Origin of the sequence: Cetobacterium sp. ZOR0034 (genome assembly GCF_000799075.1) — a bacterium.
GTDB lineage: Bacteria > Fusobacteriota > Fusobacteriia > Fusobacteriales > Fusobacteriaceae > Cetobacterium_A.
Window position 1 is genome coordinate 15,044 of sequence record NZ_JTLI01000005.1, and the last position, 20,690, is coordinate 35,733.

Annotated in this window: 13 protein-coding genes; 9 read left to right on the top strand and 4 right to left on the bottom strand. The window is 30.1% G+C overall.

All coding sequences use genetic code 11. The features are described 5' to 3' along the window. Nucleotides 1-114 precede the first annotated feature (114 nt). Nucleotides 115-1,359 (top strand): serine/threonine transporter SstT, encoded by a 1,245-nt coding sequence (gene sstT / locus L992_RS01520; RefSeq protein ID WP_047384240.1) that lies wholly within the window; start codon nucleotides 115-117, stop codon nucleotides 1,357-1,359. A gap of 86 nt (nucleotides 1,360-1,445) precedes the next feature. After that, complete coding sequence (dacB, locus tag L992_RS01525; protein WP_081982648.1) at nucleotides 1,446-2,927, top strand: D-alanyl-D-alanine carboxypeptidase/D-alanyl-D-alanine-endopeptidase; 1,482 nt, start codon at nucleotides 1,446-1,448, stop codon at nucleotides 2,925-2,927. A gap of 44 nt (nucleotides 2,928-2,971) precedes the next feature. Here the strand turns inward: dacB and L992_RS01530 are convergent, their stop codons facing one another. From L992_RS01530 to L992_RS01545, 4 genes are all read right to left on the bottom strand, one after another. Further along, entirely contained in the window at nucleotides 2,972-6,145 is a 3,174-nt protein-coding gene (locus L992_RS01530; protein WP_047384244.1) for an efflux RND transporter permease subunit, read from the bottom strand. A 1-nt stretch (nucleotide 6,146) separates the two neighbouring features. After that, complete coding sequence (locus L992_RS01535; protein ID WP_047384246.1) at nucleotides 6,147-7,241, bottom strand: efflux RND transporter periplasmic adaptor subunit; 1,095 nt, start codon at nucleotides 7,239-7,241, stop codon at nucleotides 6,147-6,149. Between the two features lie 10 nt (nucleotides 7,242-7,251). Then, a complete protein-coding gene (locus L992_RS01540; protein WP_047394064.1) occupies nucleotides 7,252-9,432 on the bottom strand; it encodes a TolC family protein in 2,181 nt (726 codons plus the stop codon). 136 nt (nucleotides 9,433-9,568) lie between these two features. Beyond that, nucleotides 9,569-11,254, bottom strand: a complete 1,686-nt coding sequence (locus L992_RS01545; RefSeq protein WP_047394068.1) for a M3 family oligoendopeptidase — start codon at nucleotides 11,252-11,254, stop codon at nucleotides 9,569-9,571. Between the two features lie 155 nt (nucleotides 11,255-11,409). Here L992_RS01545 and L992_RS01550 point away from each other — a divergent pair, with 155 nt between their 5' ends. The 7 genes from L992_RS01550 to metH all read left to right on the top strand — a co-directional run bounded on the left by L992_RS01550 (nucleotide 11,410) and on the right by metH (nucleotide 20,617). Then, the gene (locus tag L992_RS01550) at nucleotides 11,410-12,681 is read left to right on the top strand and encodes an aldehyde dehydrogenase family protein (protein WP_052193873.1); all 1,272 of its coding nucleotides are present in this window, start codon (nucleotides 11,410-11,412) and stop codon (nucleotides 12,679-12,681) included. A 66-nt stretch (nucleotides 12,682-12,747) separates the two neighbouring features. Next, entirely contained in the window at nucleotides 12,748-13,251 is a 504-nt protein-coding gene (locus L992_RS01555) for a hypothetical protein (protein ID WP_047384251.1), read from the top strand. A 307-nt stretch (nucleotides 13,252-13,558) separates the two neighbouring features. Further along, nucleotides 13,559-14,641: an O-acetylhomoserine aminocarboxypropyltransferase/cysteine synthase family protein gene (locus L992_RS01560; RefSeq protein WP_047394070.1), complete on the top strand. Its 1,083-nt coding sequence runs from the start codon at nucleotides 13,559-13,561 to the stop codon at nucleotides 14,639-14,641. Nucleotides 14,642-14,649: 8 nt separating this feature from the next. After that, complete coding sequence (gene metF, locus L992_RS01565; protein ID WP_047394072.1) at nucleotides 14,650-15,528, top strand: methylenetetrahydrofolate reductase [NAD(P)H]; 879 nt, start codon at nucleotides 14,650-14,652, stop codon at nucleotides 15,526-15,528. 13 nt (nucleotides 15,529-15,541) lie between these two features. Then, entirely contained in the window at nucleotides 15,542-16,270 is a 729-nt protein-coding gene (locus L992_RS01570; protein ID WP_255360686.1) for a homoserine O-succinyltransferase, read from the top strand. 1 nt (nucleotide 16,271) lies between these two features. Beyond that, nucleotides 16,272-17,225 (top strand): homoserine dehydrogenase, encoded by a 954-nt coding sequence (locus tag L992_RS01575; RefSeq protein WP_052193875.1) that lies wholly within the window; start codon nucleotides 16,272-16,274, stop codon nucleotides 17,223-17,225. An 11-nt stretch (nucleotides 17,226-17,236) separates the two neighbouring features. After that, nucleotides 17,237-20,617 (top strand): methionine synthase, encoded by a 3,381-nt coding sequence (metH, locus tag L992_RS01580; protein WP_047394075.1) that lies wholly within the window; start codon nucleotides 17,237-17,239, stop codon nucleotides 20,615-20,617. Nucleotides 20,618-20,690: the final 73 nt, after the last annotated feature.

The following is a 20,690-nucleotide window of genomic DNA, read 5'->3' on the forward strand; positions in this document are numbered from 1 at the left end:
CTAAAAAAAAAATATGTCTATATAAAAAAAACTTGTATTCTAAAAAAATATATGTTATATTGTCTCTTAATTAGAAACAGTTGTTTTTACAATGGAGACAGGAGGAGATTGAAGATGGATAAGATTTTTAAAAATTGGTGTAGTATTGGATTAGTAAAAAGAGTTTTGGTAGGATTGGTTATAGGAGTTGTCTTTGCGTATATAATGCCTGATGCTATGGGATGGATAACTATATTTGGAGATCTTTTTGTAGGGGCTTTAAAGGCGGTTGCTCCAATTTTAGTATTCTTTTTAGTGTTATCAGCAATAGTTCAACACAAAAAAGGTCAGAAAACAAATATAAAGTCAATAGTAGTCTTATATTTATTAGGAACTTTTTTAGCTAGTTTAGTAGCAGTTATAGGAAGTTTTGTATTTCCAGTAAATTTATCTTTAGTGTCAAATGCTAGTATGAGCTCAGCACCTCAAAATATAGTTGGAGTATTAAAAACATTGCTATTAAATTTGATAGATAATCCAGTAAAAGCCATTTTAAATGGAAACTATATAGGTATATTGTTCTGGAGTTCTTTATTAGGAATATTTTTAAAAGAAGCTAATGAATCTACAAAAAATGTTGTAACAGATGCCTCAAACGCACTTTTAAAAGTTGTTAAAGTAATAATTGAATTTACTCCTTTTGGTGTTATGGGATTAGTTTTTTCTTCAGTTATTGAAAGTGGAAGTAGTGGATTACTTTCTTATGGTAAAATTTTAGTATTACTTTTAGGATGTATGGCAGTTGTAGCATTTGTTGTTAATCCATTGATTGCCTTTTTAATGATGGGGAAAAATCCATATCCACTAGTTTTTACTTGTTTGAGAGAGAGTGGATTAACAGCTTTCTTTACAAGAAGTTCAGCAGCTAACATACCTGTAAATATGAATCTATGTGAGAAAATGGGGTTAGAAAAAGATATGTATTCTGTTTCGATTCCTTTAGGTGCGACAATAAACATGGCAGGAGCTGCGGTTACAATATCTGTTTTTGCATTGAGTGCAGCACATACGCTAGGTGTTGAAGTAGACTTTCTTTCAGCAGTTATTTTAAGTTTGGTAGCAGCAATAAGTGCTTGTGGTGCTTCTGGAGTTGCCGGAGGATCACTTCTATTAATTCCACTGGCATGTAGTTTGTTTGGAATTTCAAATGATATAGCTATGCAAGTTGTAGGAGTAGGATTTGTAATTGGAGTGATTCAAGATTCTTGTGAAACAGCTTTAAACTCTTCAACTGATGTTTTATTTACAAGTATTGCCGAATACTCTCAGTGGAAAAAAGAGGGAAAAGTAGATAAAGAGTTACTATTAAATAAAATATAGAAAATTAAAAAAACTTAGAAAATAGAAATTCTAAGTTTTTTTTATGCTATAATAGATATTATATTTACGACACAGAGGGGTGAATTATGAAGAGAAAATTTCTATATTTAGCATTAATTACAGCTTTTTTAACAGCGTGTACTAACACAAATAGAAAAGATAGTTTTGTTGATCAACAATTAGTGCTTCCAGAAAATATTGAGAAAACAATTTCAATACCAGTAACTAATCAGGAATCTTCAGAAAAATCAAAAGCATTAACTCGATTTGTGAATTCAGAAGTATTAGAGCATGGGAATGTAGGTTTTTATGCAATTGAATTAGGAAGTGGCAAGGTAGTAGATAGTTATAGAGAGGAAGCAGCACTGGTGCCAGCTTCAGTTTTAAAGGTTGTTACAGGGGCTACGGCTCTAGAAGTATTGGGTGCAGATAGTGTTTTAGAAACAAAAGTTTTCTATGATGGAGTAATATCTAAGGAAGGGATTCTAAAAGGGGATATATATATTCAAGGCGGTGGAGACCCAACTTTAGGTTCGGATGGAATCTCAATAGATAGAGAAGCTTTTTTAAAAACATGGATAAATGAAGTTAAAAGAATAGGAATAAAATCAATAGATGGAAATATAATTGTTTTAGATGATCTTTTTGGATATGAAGGGATTCCAGGAAAATGGCTTTGGGAGGATATGGGAACCAATTATGGACAAGGGACATATGGAATAAGTGTATTTGATAATTTATATACTCTATATTTAAAAACAGAAGTTTCAGGAAAAAAACCCGAAGTGATTAGAACAAAGCCAGAGATATCAGGATTGATTTTTGATAATCAAGGATTAGTTACAACTGGAGGAAAAAGAGAGATATCAGTGAGAGGCGTGCCTTTAGAAAATAAGAGAAGAATTTTTGGAGCCGTTCCACAAAATAAGAATGGTTTGACAATTCAAAGTGATATTCCTGATCCAGGATTATTTTTAGGTCAATATTTTTCACATCATTTAAAAAGAGAAAATGTAGAATTTAAAGGAAAAGTGACAACAGCAAGATTGACATCACAAAGACCAAAAAATCCAAAAATTATCGCTGTTACAAAATCACCCCCTATTTCTGAAATAGTTAAAATACTTTTAACAAGAAGTGATAATCACTATACAGAACATTTATTTCAATTGATTCAAAAAACAAAAGGTGTAGATATAGAAAAGTTTTGGAAAGAGAAAGGAATGGACGTACACTCACTAATTTTAAGAGATGGAAGTGGGCTGTCGAGAGGAAATGTTATTTCAGCTAAACTTTTAACACAAATATTGGCATATTCTGAATCAGGTTTAGAAAATCTTCTTCCAGTAGCTGGTAAAGATGGAACTGTTGCAATATTTTTGAAAAATACATCTTTAGAAGGAAAAGTTAAAGTGAAGAGCGGAAGTATGAGCGGGATTCAATCATATGCAGGGTATGCAGAAAAAAATGGGAAGAAATATGCATTTACAATAATTGTAAATCATTGGAATGGAGAACGTAGTATTTTAAGAAAAGAGATGGAAACATTATTGAATGAGATTTTATAAAAAAAGGGTTATGAGATTTATTTTTCTCATGACCCTTTTTAATATTATTCACCGATTAAACGAGATTCATCATAAATATAGTCTTTAAATTTAGTTCTATAGAAAGTTGCATATATAACAGGAATAACAGCTAAAGCTAAAACTGTATCAGAAGCTAATCCGAATATAAGAACTACAGCTAAAGGTTGGAATAAAGGACCACCAAAGAAATAAAGTGGTAAAAGTCCAACTAAAGTAGTCGCAACTGTTAAAAATATTGGTCTAAGTCTTGATTGACATCCGAAAACAATGGCATCTTGTTCTGTACGTCCAAGTTCTTTTTCAAGAGTCATTTTATCAACTAGAATAATAGCGTGGTTTAAAACAACTCCAGCAAGAGAGATTATTCCAACCATTGCCATAAACCCTAACTCTGTATTTGTAACAAGTAGACCAATTGCAATTCCTAAAAGTGATAAAGGAATAACAAGCATAATTGTAAGACCTTTTTTCAAAGAGTTAAATTGACCAACTACAAGAACAAACATCATAAGAATAGCAACAGGAACCTGAGCAAATAAAGCACTCTGATTCTCAGAAGATGTTTTCATTATTCCAGCTGGATAGTATTTAATATCTGGTCCCCACTCTTTTAATTTCTCTTGGATCCAAGGATCAATATTTTTATTGACTTCAAGTGGTGTTGTAGCTGGATCTACAGCAGCATCAACTTGTATAGAGTAAGCTAGATTTCTAGTTGAAACATAGAAAGGACGATAGTCCAATTTAATATCAGCTATTTGTCTTAGAGGAACTGCTTCACCTTTTGAATTTATAAGTTCGATAGACTCAATAGATTTTATATCGTCTTTGTAAGTATGTTTTCCTCTTACAATAACAGGGATTATTGTACTTTGAGCAGGTGCGCTAAAATCTCTAAATGTTGTTGCAGTATATCCTTGTAAAACGAATTGTAAAACTTTACCGATTGTATCATTGTTAAATCCAGCAAGTTGAGCTTTTTCTTGGTTTATCTCTATTTTTATATCCGGAACTTCATTTCCCCAAGCATCAGACACAGAAAGTGCTCCAGGTGTTTCTGAAAGTTTTTCTTTTAATTCTGCAGCAGCAGCTTTCAGTTTTGGAATATCATTAGAAGCTAGTACATATCCTAAATCTTTTTCAAGAGTTACTCCACTAGCTAAACCTTTTGAAACCACATCAATACTTGGATATTTAGTTTTTAAATATTGGTTTACTTCTGTTGATATTTTAGGAATAAGTGTATAATCTGTTAAGTTATACATAATGTACGCATATTCTGTTAATCTTGTTTCAGGGGTATATCCAGTTGCGAATTTAGCAGCTCCACCACCAATAAAAGATCCCCAACTTAAAACACCTGGTTTTTCATAAACAGAAGATGTACCTCCAGTTGTAATGTAATCCCAAATAGTAGGGGGCAGTGCTTTTTGTTCTCCAGTCGCATAATTTTGCTTTATAAATTGATTCACATCATTAACAACTTCACGTGTATAGTTAATATCAGTTCCTTTTGGTAATCTAATAAATGTTGACATTATTGGATCTGTAGAAGCTGGCATAAAGTTACTCGGAACTCGACCTAAAAGAATCAATCCTAAGAATAGAGATGCTACTGCAGTAACTAAAGTTAATTTTTGATTTTTTAGTACAAATAAAAGTACACGTCTATATGTAATATATGCTTTACTATTTAAATTTTGTTTAGCACCCTCTTTAATTTTAATAAAATCAAAACATAGAAGAGGAATTAAAGTTTGATTGATAATCCATGAACCAAAAAGTGCTAAAGCAACAACAATAGTTAGTGGTCCAACATATTCTCCCATGTCCTCTTTATTTAAAATGATAGGAGAGAAAGCCATAATAGTTGTAATAGAACTAACTAAAAGAGGAATAGATAACGATTGAGCTGATTTTAAACAAGCACTCAAACGATCTTCACCATTTTCCATAAGTACAATTATATTTTCAGACATAACAACAGCATTATCAACAAGCATACCAAGTGCGATTATTAAACCAGCCAAGGTAATCTGATTTATTCCATAGCCCATATAGTAAAGACCAATAAGAGTAAAGGCTATTGACGTTGGAGTAAGTGCAGCAACAATAAGTCCAGATCTAAGTCCTAAAAATATAAGCATAACCAAAACAATAGTTGTTATAGCTTGAAATAAGTTTACAATAAATGATGTAACTTTAACTTGAACTAAATCTGGTTGATAATAGATTTCACCAATCTCTAGACCTATAGGTAAATTTTTCTTGAATTCAGATAAGGCTGTTTTTATCCCATCACTCATGACTAAAATATCTTGACCGGCTCCAAGAGAAACACCAAGAGTTATGGCATTATTTCCATTAAAATCTATTGAATAATTTGAAGGCTCTTGATATCCGTTATATATGTTAGCAATCTCTTTTAAATAGATATTTGATTTTCCATCACTGCTTGTGATAACGGTATTTTTTATATCTTCAAGATTTTCAAAGTTTCCTGAAGGATTAAGTTTCAATCTATCATTATCAATAACCAAATCTCCACCTTTAATGATAACATTTAGATTTGAAAGTGTAGACAAAATATTATCTAAAGTCACACCTGTTTGTGATAGAAGTTTATTGTCAATATCAATATAGATTGCTTCACTCTGTACTCCACTGATATCGATTCTACCAATTTCTGGAACAGAGAAAAGAAGCGAATCCTTTAATTTAGCCGCGGTTTCATAAAGTTCTTCATTTGAATAACCATCTCCTCCTATAGCAAGAAGAGTTCCATAGACATCTCCAAAATATGTATTTATTTGTGGACTTTGAACACCTTGTGGAAGAGCTGGAACTACGAATGTATTAATTCTATCTCTTAGCTCTTGCCAAACAGGTTTTAAATCTTTATAACCACTTTTAATATTTACATAAACATTAGATTGACCATCTATATTTTTTGATTCAACATATTTTAAAGCATCCATATTTTGAACTTGGTCAGTTATTCTTTTACTAACTAAATCAGCCATCTGTTTTGCAGTAGCACCAGGCCAGTTAGTAGTAATAAGAGCGACCTTTATAGTAAAACCTGGGTCTTCAGCTTTTTCAGATTTATCATATGACATATATCCAAATATAAGTAGAAGAGTAAAAAGCATATAGGCGGTAACCTTATTTTTAATAGCCAATTCTGTTAAGTTCATATCAGATCTCCCCTTTTATAAGAGAAACTTTTTGATTCTCTTTTACTTGGTTGCTTCCTTTAGTAATAACAACATCACCTTTAGATAGACCATTTAAAATTACGATTCCATCACTAGCAGGGGACGAAGATATTTCAACCTTTTGTTTTAAAGCTACTCCTGTATTATTTTCAATATTTTTAACGACATAAACATATTTTTGATTATCTGAACCAGTTACAATTGAGCTTAATGGAAGAGATATAATTGGTTCTGTTCCTTCAATTGTATCAATTATAATATTTGCAATCATACCAACTTTTACATCAGGAGCGACTTCTGTAATTTTCGCTTTGACAGGATATGTACTACCGTATCCTACAGATAATGTTCCTATATTTGTGATAATACCTTTAACCTTTTTGTTGTTTAAAGACGTTATCAAAATATCAACAGGTTGTCCTGCAGATATTGAACCGATTACAGATTGTGATACATTAAATTCCACATTTCTATCTCCATCACTACTTAGTACGAAAACAACAGCTTCAGGACTTACCACTTGATTTACTTCACTTTTAACTTGTCCGATAGTTCCATCTTGTGGAGCTTTTAAGTATGTATATTCAACTTTCAACTTAGCTAAGCTCGAGGCATCAGTTAAAGCTTTGACATTAGACAAGGCCGATTTATATTGTGCAATAGCACTATCATAAGATGCTTTAGAGATACTATTTTCTAAGTAAAGAGCCTCTGATCTTTTAAAGTTAGCTTCAGCTTCAGCAAAAACAGCATTTCCTTGAGCTAGATCAGATAAAGATTTTTCGTAACTTAAATTATATTCTGCCGGATCAAGAGTTGCAAGGATTTGTCCTTGTTTAACACTATCTCCAAGTTGTGCAATTCTTTTATTTATAGTACCAGATACTCTGAAACTAAGATTTGATAGGGCTTCAGAGCTAATTGTTCCTGAGTATGTTCTTATAACACTATTCTCTTTAGGTTCTACTACTTCAAAAACAACAGGTTTCACTTCTAGAGCTTCCTCTGTTAATTTTTCTTTTCCACAACTAAGAAGAAGAAGTAAGCTTATAGTAACTAAAATTTTATTTTTCATAATAATCCTCCTAATTTTCAATCTCTTTTTGAAGTTTTAAAAGTAGATGTTGTTTTTCTGGATCGCTAAGGGTAATAGAAGATTTTCCGTAAAGATTTTCAAGTTTTAAAGTCGAGTTAATTAAATTGAAGTTTTCAATAACGTGATTTAACTCTTGACTCAATGCATTGTTTTGTGCAGATAGAAAATCTGTAATACTAATACTTCCTTCAGCGTAAAGATTCTTAACAATATCTAGATTTTTTTTAGCTACATCAGAGGATATTTGTGTTGTGTAGCTTTGAACATAATTTGTTAGAAGCTCTGTATAAACTTGTAAAACCTCTTTTGTAAGATTATTAGTAAGAGAAAGTTTATTATATTCTAAAGATTTAAGTTCACTCTCAATCTTTTGAGCATTGTAGTGAATCTCCCCACCACTTATTATAGGAAGAGATACTCCAACACCAGCTTCCCAATATTCATCTGGGAAATTTCGATTTGAATTTTTCCCCCAAGGTGTAACAATATTATTTTTATTATAATTTCCAAAAGCTTTAACAGTTGGTAAATATCTTTCTCTGCTATTAGCAGTGTATTCTCTCTCTTTACTTTTGATAGTATTGTCAAGTTGTTGTAAAGCATTAGAGTTTAAAATAGTCTCTTTAACTAAAAAGTTTTCTATTTTTTTTGATTTTTCAGAACCAAAACTGAAATTTTTACCTAAATTATTGCTTAAAAGAAAATAATTTTCTATATTATTGATATTTTCATATGAATATCTATTATCTTTTGGATAATTCAATAAACTATTTAAATAGATTTCTTGAGAACGAATCTCACCTTTAACATTAGATATATTAGATAAAGCACCAGCAACATCAGATTGTAATCTATATACATCTTGTAATCCACCAGCACCAACATTATAATTTATCTTAGCGACATCTAGTGTTTCTCTTAAAAGACTGTAGTTACTCATTTGGATTTCAAGTTGTGCATTTAATTGAAGAAGGTATACATAAGTAGAAGCAACATAATAAATAGTATTTAGTTGTTCTTGTTCGTAAGCTTTTCGACTAGAATCTAAAGCTAGTTTTTCAATAAACACGCTAGCATTAATTTGATCACTAAAAATAACTTGAGATAATTGTAAGTATGAAGTAACACTATTAGTAGCTGCACCTTGAATAAATGTAGGTGATCGATCGTCTAAAGCATTGTAGTTCATGTTAGCTGTAAGTTGAGGAAGTCTTTTGGAATTAGCAACTTTTGAGCTATAGTAACTAGTGAATACATTTTGCTTAATTTGTAATAAATCTAAATTCTCATTTAATGCTCTGTCAACTGCTGTCTTTAGTGTAAGTATTGGGTATTTTAATCTACTTTCATTTAAATGCGAAGTCTCTTGTAAAAAAATAAGATTTGGATATAATCCAATTTTACTTGCAACAGGAGCATTTAAGTAGATATCTTTTCTAGGTTCATTCACCTCTACAATTTGCCCCATATCTTTTTTAGTTTTAAAGAACATATAGTTAAGAGATGCTGCTCTTAATCTTTTTCTAAGTTCTTTATCAAGAGTTAATCCAGAATAAGCGTAAGGATCCAATTCTTCATTAAAATCTATAAGAAAAGATGGAACACCTCTATTTGATGCGTTAAAAAGATTTTCTTTTGATGATCTCATAACGTTAATTTTAACTCCAGGAATAGATGTTTTTTGCTCTAAAAGTTTTAAGTTATTTGTATCCATATTTGAAATTAAAACATCAATTTCATTTACACCTGAAAGTTCTTTGAAAGGTGATAAAAGATCGTTTAAATCTAGATTACTATAAACATAGTTTATATTTCTAGAGATATTTTTACCTTTACTTCCAAATCCAAGAGGAACAGAGTAAAATTTATCTGATTTTAAATTTTTAATATTCTCCAAAGGAGCACAACTTAGTATGAAAATACTATCTATTTTAGAGTTAGCATTAAGTTTATTAACACCTTCTTGTATGTTGTGGTCCGTCAGATAAAATGTCTCTAAAATTTGTGGTTGAAATTCTGTCCCTGCAAAATTTTTACTTAACTCTTCTTTAAGGATATCCAAAGTAACTTTAGATGATTCAGAGTGGTGTTCTAAAATTACGCCCACATGAAGAACTTTAGCAAATACAGAGAAGTTAATAAGAAAAAGTAACAAAAGTATTTTTGTCATAAAATTAATCCTCCCTTAAAAAGTTAGTGTGTCAATAAAAAGATATTCTACTAATAGTAAAAAAATCCTTTAAAAAATAAATAAAGAAGAAAAAAACGATAGTAATAACACTATCGTTTAAATTGGCCTATAATCATTAGATAGAAATTTTTTCTAAATAATTTTTTACAGAATCTATTATATTTTCTACACATCCTTCTTCAAAAGGAGATTTCAATTTTGCAACTTTTAAAAGATTTAAAAATGATTTTGTTCCACCCTCATGACAAAGATTTAGATAATCATTCCAAGCTTCAGAGTAATTTTCATTCATTTTCTTCCAGAATTGTAGAGCACAAATCTGTGCAAGAGTATAATCTATATAGTAGAACGGAAGCTCGAAGATATGAGCTTGTTGGAACCACCAACCTCCTCTTTCTAAGAATGGATTTTCACTGTAATCTGAGTGAGGTTTATAGATTTTCTCTAAATCTCTCCACACTTTTTTTCTTTCAGTAACTGAAAGTTCAGGGTTTTCATATATTTTATGTTGGAAGTGATCTACAAGAACTCCATACGGGATGAACTTAATAGCTGATCCTAAGTGAGAGAATTTATACTTAACAGTATCATCTTTAAAGAAGTTCTCCATCCAATTCCAAGTGAAAAACTCCATACTCATAGAGTGAATCTCAGAGCTTTCATATGTTGCCCAAAGAAGTTCCGGAACTTCAATCCAACTAGATTTATAAACTTGGAAAGCGTGTCCAGCTTCGTGTGTTAATACGTCGATATCTCCACTTGTTCCGTTAAAATTAGAGAAGATAAATGGAGATTTATAGTCAGGAATAAACGTACAATATCCGCCACCAGCTTTTCCTTTTTTAGTTGTTAGATCCATAAGATCATTTTTGATCATAAAATCGATAAATTCTCCAGTCTCAGAGGACATCTCATGGTACATCTTCTTTCCTTGCTCTATAATCCAATTTGCATCTCCTTTTGGAGTTGGATTTCCATCATTAAATTCAAATTTTTCATCATAATATTTAAGATTGTCTAAACCTAATCTTATTCTTTGCTTTTCATATAAAGAAGAAGCTAGTGGAACGATACTTTCAATAACTTGTTTTCTGAAAACATCAACCATATTAGAATCATAATCAACTCTATTCATTCTTAAATATCCTACTTCAATAAAGTTTTCAAATCCTAATTTTTTAGCAATTTTAACTCTAACTTTAACTAGTTTATCAAAAATTTCATCAAACTTTTTTTCGTTATTGATAAAGAATGTTGATTTAGCTTCTTGAGCAGCTTTTCTGATAGTACGATCTTTAGATAAAATATATGGAGTCATTCCCGAAAGATTTCTTTCTTTTCCATCAAATAAAATTTTAGCAGAAGCTAGAAGTTTTACATATTTTGATATTTCTTTATTTTCCTCTTGTAAATCTTCAATTATTTCGGGAGAAAAAGTTTTTAAACTGTTTTCCATAAGTTTAAAAAATTGCTCGCCATATTCATCTATCAATTCATTTTTATTAGATAGATTTACCATAATTTCATAAAATTGAGAATCTAACTCTTGATATAGAGGGGAGATTTCATCCCAATATTCATTTTCATCATCATAAAACTTATCTTCTGTGTTTATTGTATGTCTTATATTTGCTATGCTAGACATAGAAGATATTGTATTTCTAATTGAATTTATTTTTCCGATAATCTCAATTTGTATTTTTAGATTTGTAGAATCTTTTAAGTCAGACATTAATTCTGAGAACTCAATTTTTACTTCATCGTAATTTGGTCTACTATATTTAAAATCACTGAATTTCATAAAAATCCTCCTAAAATTTTTGTTTAAAATAACCCTATTATAGAGTAAAATCTATATTTCATCAACTAAAAAAAATTAAAAATAAAATTTAAAGGAAAAATAAAGAAAAATGGTATTAAAAATAAGTAATAATTTTTTGAAAGGAGAAGTCTCATATGACAAACACTGAAAAATTAGAGAAACTAAAAAGAGCTTTTGAAAAGAATAAAGAAGCAATAATAGATGCCTTATATAAAGATTTAGGAAAAAGTTTTGAAGAGAGTCGATTATCTGAATATTATCCTGTTATTTCTGAATTTGAATTTTTTATAAAAAATTTAGAAAGATGGAGTGAGCCTGAAAAAATTAAAAGCTTTTTTAATTTTATAGGAGGAGGTACGATTCTTCAACCAGAACCCTATGGAAGGGTTTTAATATTTTCGCCTTGGAATTATCCGTTTAATTTAACATTTTTACCATTAATAGGAGCTATAGCAGCAGGTAATGAAGTTGTATTAAAACCATCTGAAAATTCTAAAAATTCGAGTGAAGTTATAAAGAAAATAATTGATGAGAGCGGAATTGATGGAGTGGTAGTAGAATTAGGCGATGAGACAGTTGCTAAAAGATTATTGAATGAAAAATTTGAATATATATTTTTTACTGGAAGCACAAAGGTCGGAAGAGAGATTTATTTGAAAGCAGCAGAAACTTTAACTCCAGTAACTTTAGAGTTAGGTGGTAAATCCCCTGTTATAATAGAGGATGAAGCTATTTTAGATGAAAGTGTAGATAAAATAATTTGGGGTAAATTTTTTAATAGAGGCCAAACCTGTGTTGCTCCAGATCATGTGTATATTCCTAAAGGAACTGCGGAAAGATTCATTGAATTAACAAGAGAATACATTAGAAAAAATGGAGATATAGGTGGTAAAATCATAAATGATAAACACTTTGAAAGATTAGAAAGTTATTTAGAGAATCAGGAAGTTATATATCAAAACGGAAAAATAGAAAACTCAACAAAAGAGAAAGGTAAATTTCCATTTACAATTGTATTAAATCCTAAAGAGGATGACTTAATCTCAAAAGAGGAGATATTTGGACCGATATTACCTTTGATAGAATATGATAGTCTTGAAAAGGTTTATTGGGATTTAAGACAAAAACCCTCGCCGTTAGCACTGTATATATTTAGAAGTGAAAAAGGAGATTTATCTACAAAAGATATAAAAGCTGGAGGAGTTTGTATAAATGCAACTATACTTCAAATTGTAGACAAAAAAGTTCCTTTTGGAGGAGTAGGTGAAAGTGGGATAGGTAGATATCATGGAAAGTATTCTTTTGATACTTTTACTCATTATAAACCAATTTTCGAAGGAAGCAGTATAAAAATTTCTATGTTACAGAAAGTTATTTCGGTAGTTTTAAATAGAATAAAAAAATAAAACTAGAGCTTCTCATAAAAATATTATACAATATATTTACTACAAAATACTTTAGAGGAGATCAGGATGAAAAAAGGATTAATTGCTTTATTTTTAGCAGCAAGTACAGCAGCATTTTCAATGGATGCACATTTGAGATTAGGGGCTATAACAGATGCAAGCTCTTATAATAAAGAAGATAAAAGTTTTGAAAGTTACGCACCAACAATGAGCTTAGAAGTAACTCAAACTTTACTTTTAGCAGATGTTGGAGTAGGGATAGCTTACAATGGAAAAACTAGTGGAACAGAAATTGAAACAGTTCCAGCATATGGATTAGTAAAAATGAATTTATTTCCTATTGGAATAAAACCATATGTAGTTGGAAAAGTTGGAAAGGTTTTATATACAAGAGATAGTGTATCAAATTCTAAACCAGATGGAAAATATTTCTATGGAGCTGGAGTTGGAATGGATTTATTCTCTTTACAAGCAGAAGTTTTATACTCTGTAACAGAGATAGATGGTGATAGAAGAGGAAATGATAACTTAGAGCAAGTAAGCTTTACTTTAGGATATAACTTTTTCTAGGTAAATTTTTGAAAATAAAATTTTTATAAAAAAATAATTGAAAAAAAGTTTTTGGTATGATATAGTATAAAAAAATATTTTATAGGAGTGGTTGATATGTTTAAAAAGACGATAAAAACTACAATGATGAATATGATGCCTTTGGGAGTTGGTACCAAAAATTAATTTTTTAATTTTGGGACGAACTCATTTTGATTTGCTTAAATGAGATCTCCCGAAGATATAGCTTTTAAAACACAGCTTGGGAGATTGTCTCTCAAGCTTTTTTTATTTTAAAAATTTTGTTTTATAAAAGGGAGGATAGATTATGGCTTATAAATTTGAAACAATTCAGCTTCACGGAGGACAACATCCAGATTCAGAAACAGGTTCAAGAGCAGTTCCAATTTATCAAACATCATCATATGTGTTTAAAGATAGTGATCATGCAGCAAGTAATATATATGGAGGAACATACAACTTTCTAGCAAATACAATAAAAGATTATGGAGTTGAATCAAGATTTTTTAATCCGAAAGATTTAGATGAGTTAAGAGCATTAATCACCTCTAAAACAAAGGTCATCTTTATAGAGAGCTTAGGAAATCCTAGTGGAGATGTTGTAGATATTGAGGGAATATCTCTAATTGCTCATGAATATAATATTCCATTGGTTGTGGACAATACATTTGCGACTCCATACCTAATAAAACCTTTTCAGTTTGGAGCAGATATAGTTGTACATTCAGCCACGAAATTTTTAGGCGGTCATGGAACTTCAATAGCTGGAGTAATCGTTGACGGTGGAAAGTTTAATTGGAAGGATGAAAAATTTCAAACATTCAATACTCCAGACAATGGATATCATGGGCTGAAGTACTCTGATTTAGATGAAACGGCATTTATAATAAAAGCCAGAGTAAAAACTTTACGAGATACAGGAGCAGCGCTATCACCATTTAATGCGTTTCTTATTCTCCAAGGAATAGAAACACTATCTCTAAGAATGGAAAGACATGTAAAAAATGCTAAAGAGATTGCTAGATTTTTATATGAAAATAATGAAGTTGAGTGGGTAAGTTATCCAGAGTTTCAAGAAAACACCGATAAAAAATTAATAGAAAAATATCTTAAAAATGGAGCAACATCAATCTTTACTTTTGGACTTAAAGGAGGTAGAAACCGTGGCAAAAAATTCATAGATTCTTTAGAACTGTTTTCTCACTTAGCTAATGTAGCTGATGCAAAGTCTTTAATAATACATCCAGCTTCAACAACACATGGACAATTAAGTGATATTGAATTAGAAAAATCAGGAGTAAAACCTGAAACAATAAGAATATCAGTTGGTTTAGAAAATATAGATGACCTTATTTTAGACTTAAAAAAAGCAATAGAATTGAGTAAATAGGAGAGGATATGAAAATTAAAAATATATATAAAAAGAAAAAACCTGTTATATCATTTGAAATATTTCCACCTAATGAGAGGTATCCTATTGAAAATATCTTTGAAACAATAGATAAACTAATAGAATTAAAACCAGATTTTATAAGTGTTACATATGGTGCAGGTGGAACTACTAGAGGACGAACTGTAGAGATTGCATCGAGAATAAAAAATACTCATAATACGGAAGTCTTGGCTCATTTAACTTGTGTAGGTGCTAAAAAAATAGAGATAGAAAATATTTTAGAAGAGTTAAAAAAAGAGAATATCGAGAATGTCTTAGCTTTGAGAGGAGACTTTCCGAAAGAGAATGAATCAGTTGAGGGAGACTTTAGATACGCAAGTAAATTAATTCAAAAAATAAAAGCAGAGAGTGATCTGTGTGTTGGAGCAGCGTTTTATCCTGAAGGTCATCAAGAAACAAATGATCTTTTAGATCTGTTTTATTTGAGAGAGAAAGTTAAAGAGGGAACGGATTTTTTAATATCACAAATTTTCTTTGATAATGATTATTTTTATAGTTTTAAAGAAAAATGTGAAAAATTAGGAATTGATATTCCGCTAGTTGCAGGTATTATTCCAGTTACAAATGCAAATCAGATAAAAAGGATAACCGAGTTATGTGGTTCGACGATACCCTTAAAATTTCAAAAAATATTAAACAGATATGAAAATAATCCAGAAGCATTAAAAGAAGCCGGAATAGCTTATGCTGTTGAGCAGATAATTGATCTTCTATCCTCAGGAGTTTCCGGAATTCATATATATACAATGAACAAAGTCGATGTCACTAAAGAGATTATGAGAAGAATAGAAAAAGTGAAAGAATATCTAGAGGAGGTGAGTTAAAATAAAGATAGGGATTATAAATTTGATGCCAATAAAACAAGAGGTTGAATATCAATTTTCAACAATCTTTGAAAAAATAGATAGAGATATTGAGTTAAAATATATATATCCCACAACTCATAGTTACAAAAATATATCTTTAGATTATTTAAGAGAAAAATATATTCCAATGAATAAGATAGGAGAGGATGTCTATGATGCTTTCATTGTAACAGGAGCTCCAATAGAGAGATATAAATATGAAGACGTAGATTTTTGGCAAGAAATTGATAGCTTTTTTAAAAAAAATAAGCATCCAACTATTTATATATGCTGGGGTGCTCAAGGAGCTTTATACTCAAAGTTCGGAATAGAAAAATATGAGTTGGATAAAAAGTTATTTGGTGTGTATGAACATGAGATAAAAGAAAAAAATCCATTTATAAAAAATAGATTTTATGCTCCTCATTCGAGAAATACATACAATAAAAAGGAGAGCATTGAAGAAGCGGGATTGATTATAATTGGGGAATCCGATGAAGCTGGAGTATACATGTGTTCAACAGCTGATTATAAGAGTATATTTATATCAGGGCATAGTGAATATCAACCTGAACGATTAAAATTTGAATTTGAAAGAGATAGAGGAGAGATTCCTAAGAATTATTTTGTAGAGAATAATCCAGAGAATGAAATACTTTTTAATTGGGAAAATCATAGAGATGAATTTTATAAAAATTGGATAGAGTTTATAGGAGGGTAAAATGAAGATAGGAATTATAGGAATTGGAACTGTTGGCGGAGGAGTATTGGAGCTTTTAAAGAAAGAGAAAAAAAATATAGAAAAAAGAGTTGGAGAAAAGATTGAGGTTTCTTGGATCTGTGATTTGAAAGAGAGCGTAAATAAAGATAGTAGCTATAGATTCACTAAAGATTATGAGGATATTTTAAAAGATGAGAGTGTAGAAACAATAATTGAATTGATAGGAGGAAACACAGTAGCCTTTTCTATAGCTAAAGAAACCCTAAAAAATGGTAAGAATCTAATAACTGCAAATAAATATCTTTTAGCAACAAAGGGAAAGGAGATTTTTGGATTAGCAAAAGAGAATGGTGTGAAAATATTCTTTGAAGCTGCGGTGGCAGGTGGAACACCAGCTGTATCTTCAATCTATGAAGGTACATTTTCTGGAGGAATAAAAAGAATTAGAGGAGTTTTAAATGGAACTTCAAACTATATCTTAAGTAAGATGGAAGAGGGATGTAGCTATGAAGCTGCTCTTAGTTTAGCACAGAGTAATGGATATGCAGAGCTAGATCCAACATTTGATGTAAAAGGAATTGACACAGCTCATAAAATTAGTTTATTATCATATTTAGTATGGGATGAGCTTGTAGATTTCGAAAAAATAAAAATAGAAGGAATTGATAAAATAACAAAAGAGCAGGTTGAAGTTGCTAAAAGTTTAGGAAAAAGATTTAAACTTATAGGAGAGGCTATAAAAATTGAAAATGAGATTGAAATATATGTACAACCATCTCTTCTGGATAAAGAGGATCAATTATATGGAGTAAAAGACGCATATAATGGTATCGAGAGTTATGGAGAACATTTAGGAGAGACATTCTTCTATGGAAAGGGAGCAGGAGCATTACCTACTGCAAATGCAATTATATCTGATTTATATAAAATTAAAAATTCAAATGCTTGGAATTAAAAGGGGGAAATATGTTAGCTGAAAAGAAAATATATATACTAGATGGAGCTACTGGAACAGCCATCCAAAGCTATAAATTATCAGAAGAGGACTATACGTTTAAAGGGAAAGGTTATAAAGGGTGTCATGATATATTAAATCTAACTAGAAAAGATATAATTTTAGATGTTCATAGAAAATATATCGAAGCTGGTGCCGATATAATTGAAACGAATACATTCAATTCAAATAGTGTTTCTTTGAAAGATTACGGAATAGAAAAGGAATCATATAGATTGTCATTTGAAGGAGCTAAATTGGCGAAAGAAGCAGTAATAAATGCCAAAAGGAAAGTTTTAGTTGCTGGTTCTATGGGACCAACAAACAAAAGTGCATCTATTCCAACTAAAAATAGTATCTTAGATAGAGAGATTAGTTTTAATGAATTGTTTGAGAGTTACTGTGTTCAAGCACAAGGACTTTATGATGGTGGAGTTGACTTATTTCTAATTGAAACTATTTATGATGGTTTAAATGCAAAAGCAGCAGTTATGGCGTGTGAAGAGATTGCTGAGAAAGTTGGGAAAAAAATACCAATAATGATATCAGCAACTGTTGATAGAAGTGGAAAAATTTTATCAGGTCAAGATATAAAATCTTTGATAACATCTCTAGATAGGGACAGTATTATATCTTTTGGACTAAATTGTTCTTTTGGTGCAAAAGATTTAATACCTTTAATCGAGTCATTGAGTGACTATACAGATAAGATGTTATCTGTATATCCTAATGCTGGATTTCCTGATGAAACGGGTGAGTATGCAGAAAAACCAGAAATGACATTAGAATATTTAAAAAAATTGATAGATAATAAAAAAATAAATATTATAGGTGGATGCTGTGGAACAACACCGAAACACATAGAGTTGATAAGTCAGTACTCGATTGGAAAAGTTCCTAGAGAAGTTGGAATTAAAAAAAATGATGGTTTTTTTTTATCTGGAAATAGCCCATTAAAAAATAATTTAAATTTTTATGTTGTTGGAGAGAGAAATAATGTAGCTGGTTCTAGAAAATTTAAGAGATTAATTGAAGAGAAGAGATATGAAGAGGCTGTAGAAATATCGAGAGAGCAAGTTGGAAACGGAGCCACTATAATTGATATAAATCTAGATGACGCTCTTTTAGATTCAAAAGCTGAGATGGAAATATTTTTGAAAACTTTGAGTAATGACATAGCTGTTTCACAAATACCAATAATGATTGACTCTTCAAACTTTGATGTAATAGAGATTGCTTTGAAAAATATTTCGGGAAAGGCTATTGTAAATTCAATTAGCCTTAAAGAAGGAGAGGAGGAGTTTTTAAGAAAAGCTAAAGTCATAAAAAATTATGGAGCAGCAGTTGTTGTTATGGCTTTTGATGAAGAGGGGCAAGGAGTAGAGTATAGTAGAAAAATAGAGATTTGTAAAAGAGCATACGATTTATTGATAAAACATGGATGGAAGAAAGAGGATATTGTTTTTGATCCAAATATTTTAACTATTGGCACTGGAAGACAAGAAGATAAAGGTCATGCTGTAGACTTTCTTCGAGCTACGAAATGGATATCTGAAAATTTAAAAGGAGCTAAAATCAGTGGTGGGATAAGCAATCTGTCTTTTGCATTTCGAGGAAATAACAATTTGAGAAAACTTATTCATGATAGATTTTTAAAAAAAGCTCTTATAAATGGATTGAATATGGCAATTATAAATCCAAATGAAAATGAGGTAGAATTCCCTGAAGAGTTAATTGTTTTAGTAGATAGATTAATAGAAGGGGAGGATGCATTAGAACAGATATTAGAGTTTTTTAAAACTAAGAAATTTAAGGCAAAAAATGATTTAAAAAACGATTTCGAACAGATAGAAAAGAGTTTTGAAGATAGATTGAAATCTAAAATATTAAATGGCAAAGTAAGAGGATTAGAATCTGATATAGATGAAGCTTTAAAAAGCTATAAAGCTCTAGATATTATTCAAAATATTTTGATGGTTGCGTTAGAGGAAGTTGGAGATAAATTTGAAAAAGGAGAGATTTATCTGCCACAAATAATAAAATCGGCAGTTGTTATGGAAAATGCTGTAAAATATCTAACTCCATACATCACACAAAAAGAGGTCTATAAAAAAAATAAAGGAAAGATTCTTATGTGTACAGTTAAAGGTGATGTTCATGATATTGGAAAGAATATCACTAAAACTGTTTTAGAATGTAATGGTTACGAAGTTTTAGATTTAGGAGTTATGGTTGAAAAAGAAAAAATTTATAATTTTGCTATTGAAAATAATGTGGATGCTGTAACATTGAGTGGATTAATAACTCCATCGTTAAGTGAAATGGAGGAGGTTTTAGATTTATTTAATAAAAATAAACAAACTTTACCTTTAATTATAGCAGGAGCAGCAACATCTAAACTGCATACAGCTATAAAGTTAGAACCACTATATGAAAATTGTGTATTTTATGTGACTGATGCGTCTTCGACAGTAGTTTTATTAGATTCTTTATTGGGAGAAAAATCTGAATTGTTAAAAGAACGAATAAAAAATGAATATCAAACGTTAAGAGAACTTTACTATAATAATAAGAAAAATACAGTAACTAAAAATATCTCTCTAGCTAGGTTAAATGCTATTCATAAAGGATATACTCCGGTAACTCCAAAATCGTTGGATAAAATAGTTATTAAAATTCGAATTGAAAATATTTTAAAAAATATTGATTGGAATATTTTTCTATCAACATTAAAAGTTAAAGGAAGTTCTGAAGAAAAAATAGTTTTGGATGAAGCAAATAGAATTTTAAAAGATTGGTCAAATAAAAATATTATGATTAAAGCTATATATAAAATTTGTAAAGTAAGAAAAGATAATGATTTTTTAGATATTGCAGAATTAAAAATTCCTTTAGTCAGAAATCAGGGTTTAGTAAATGAATCACTTGCAGATTATTTTGAAGAAAATGATTATTTAGGATTTTTTATTGCTAGTATTAAACCAGAGGATGAGAAAGATATATTTCAACAACTTTTAGCTAATGTATTAATAGAAGCATCTTCAGAATATCTACAAAATTATATCTCTGAAAATAATTGGAATATAAATATAAGACCTGTAATAGGGTATCCATCTTTGCCTGATCATTCATTGAAAAAGGATATATTCAATCTTTTGAATGCGGAAAGTATTGGAGTTGAATTAAGCGAAAATTTCGCTATGAAACCAACTTCAACTGTTTGTGGAATATATATAGGAAATCCCAAAAGTGAATATCTATCCCCCCGTACTATATTAGATGATCAACTTGAAGATATTTCAAAAATAAGAGGAATCACTCCTTCAATTTTAAAAAAATATATGGGAATGTAAAAAAAGAGGGTTTCCCAAATTTAGTGTAAATTGTAAAAATTGAATATATATATTTTACCTTCTTGGCTATTAA

Coding starts and splice junctions, on each gene's coding strand:
- L992_RS01535 (WP_047384246.1), bottom strand. CDS start 7,241: ATGAAAAATAAAATTTTAGTTACTATAAGCTTACTTCTTCTTCTTAGT.
- dacB (WP_081982648.1), top strand. CDS start 1,446: ATGAAGAGAAAATTTCTATATTTAGCATTAATTACAGCTTTTTTAACA.
- L992_RS01550 (WP_052193873.1), top strand. CDS start 11,410: ATGACAAACACTGAAAAATTAGAGAAACTAAAAAGAGCTTTTGAAAAG.
- L992_RS01555 (WP_047384251.1), top strand. CDS start 12,748: ATGAAAAAAGGATTAATTGCTTTATTTTTAGCAGCAAGTACAGCAGCA.
- metF (WP_047394072.1), top strand. CDS start 14,650: ATGAAAATTAAAAATATATATAAAAAGAAAAAACCTGTTATATCATTT.
- sstT (WP_047384240.1), top strand. CDS start 115: ATGGATAAGATTTTTAAAAATTGGTGTAGTATTGGATTAGTAAAAAGA.
- L992_RS01530 (WP_047384244.1), bottom strand. CDS start 6,145: ATGAACTTAACAGAATTGGCTATTAAAAATAAGGTTACCGCCTATATG.
- L992_RS01545 (WP_047394068.1), bottom strand. CDS start 11,254: ATGAAATTCAGTGATTTTAAATATAGTAGACCAAATTACGATGAAGTA.
- L992_RS01560 (WP_047394070.1), top strand. CDS start 13,559: ATGGCTTATAAATTTGAAACAATTCAGCTTCACGGAGGACAACATCCA.
- L992_RS01575 (WP_052193875.1), top strand. CDS start 16,272: ATGAAGATAGGAATTATAGGAATTGGAACTGTTGGCGGAGGAGTATTG.
- L992_RS01540 (WP_047394064.1), bottom strand. CDS start 9,432: ATGACAAAAATACTTTTGTTACTTTTTCTTATTAACTTCTCTGTATTT.
- metH (WP_047394075.1), top strand. CDS start 17,237: ATGTTAGCTGAAAAGAAAATATATATACTAGATGGAGCTACTGGAACA.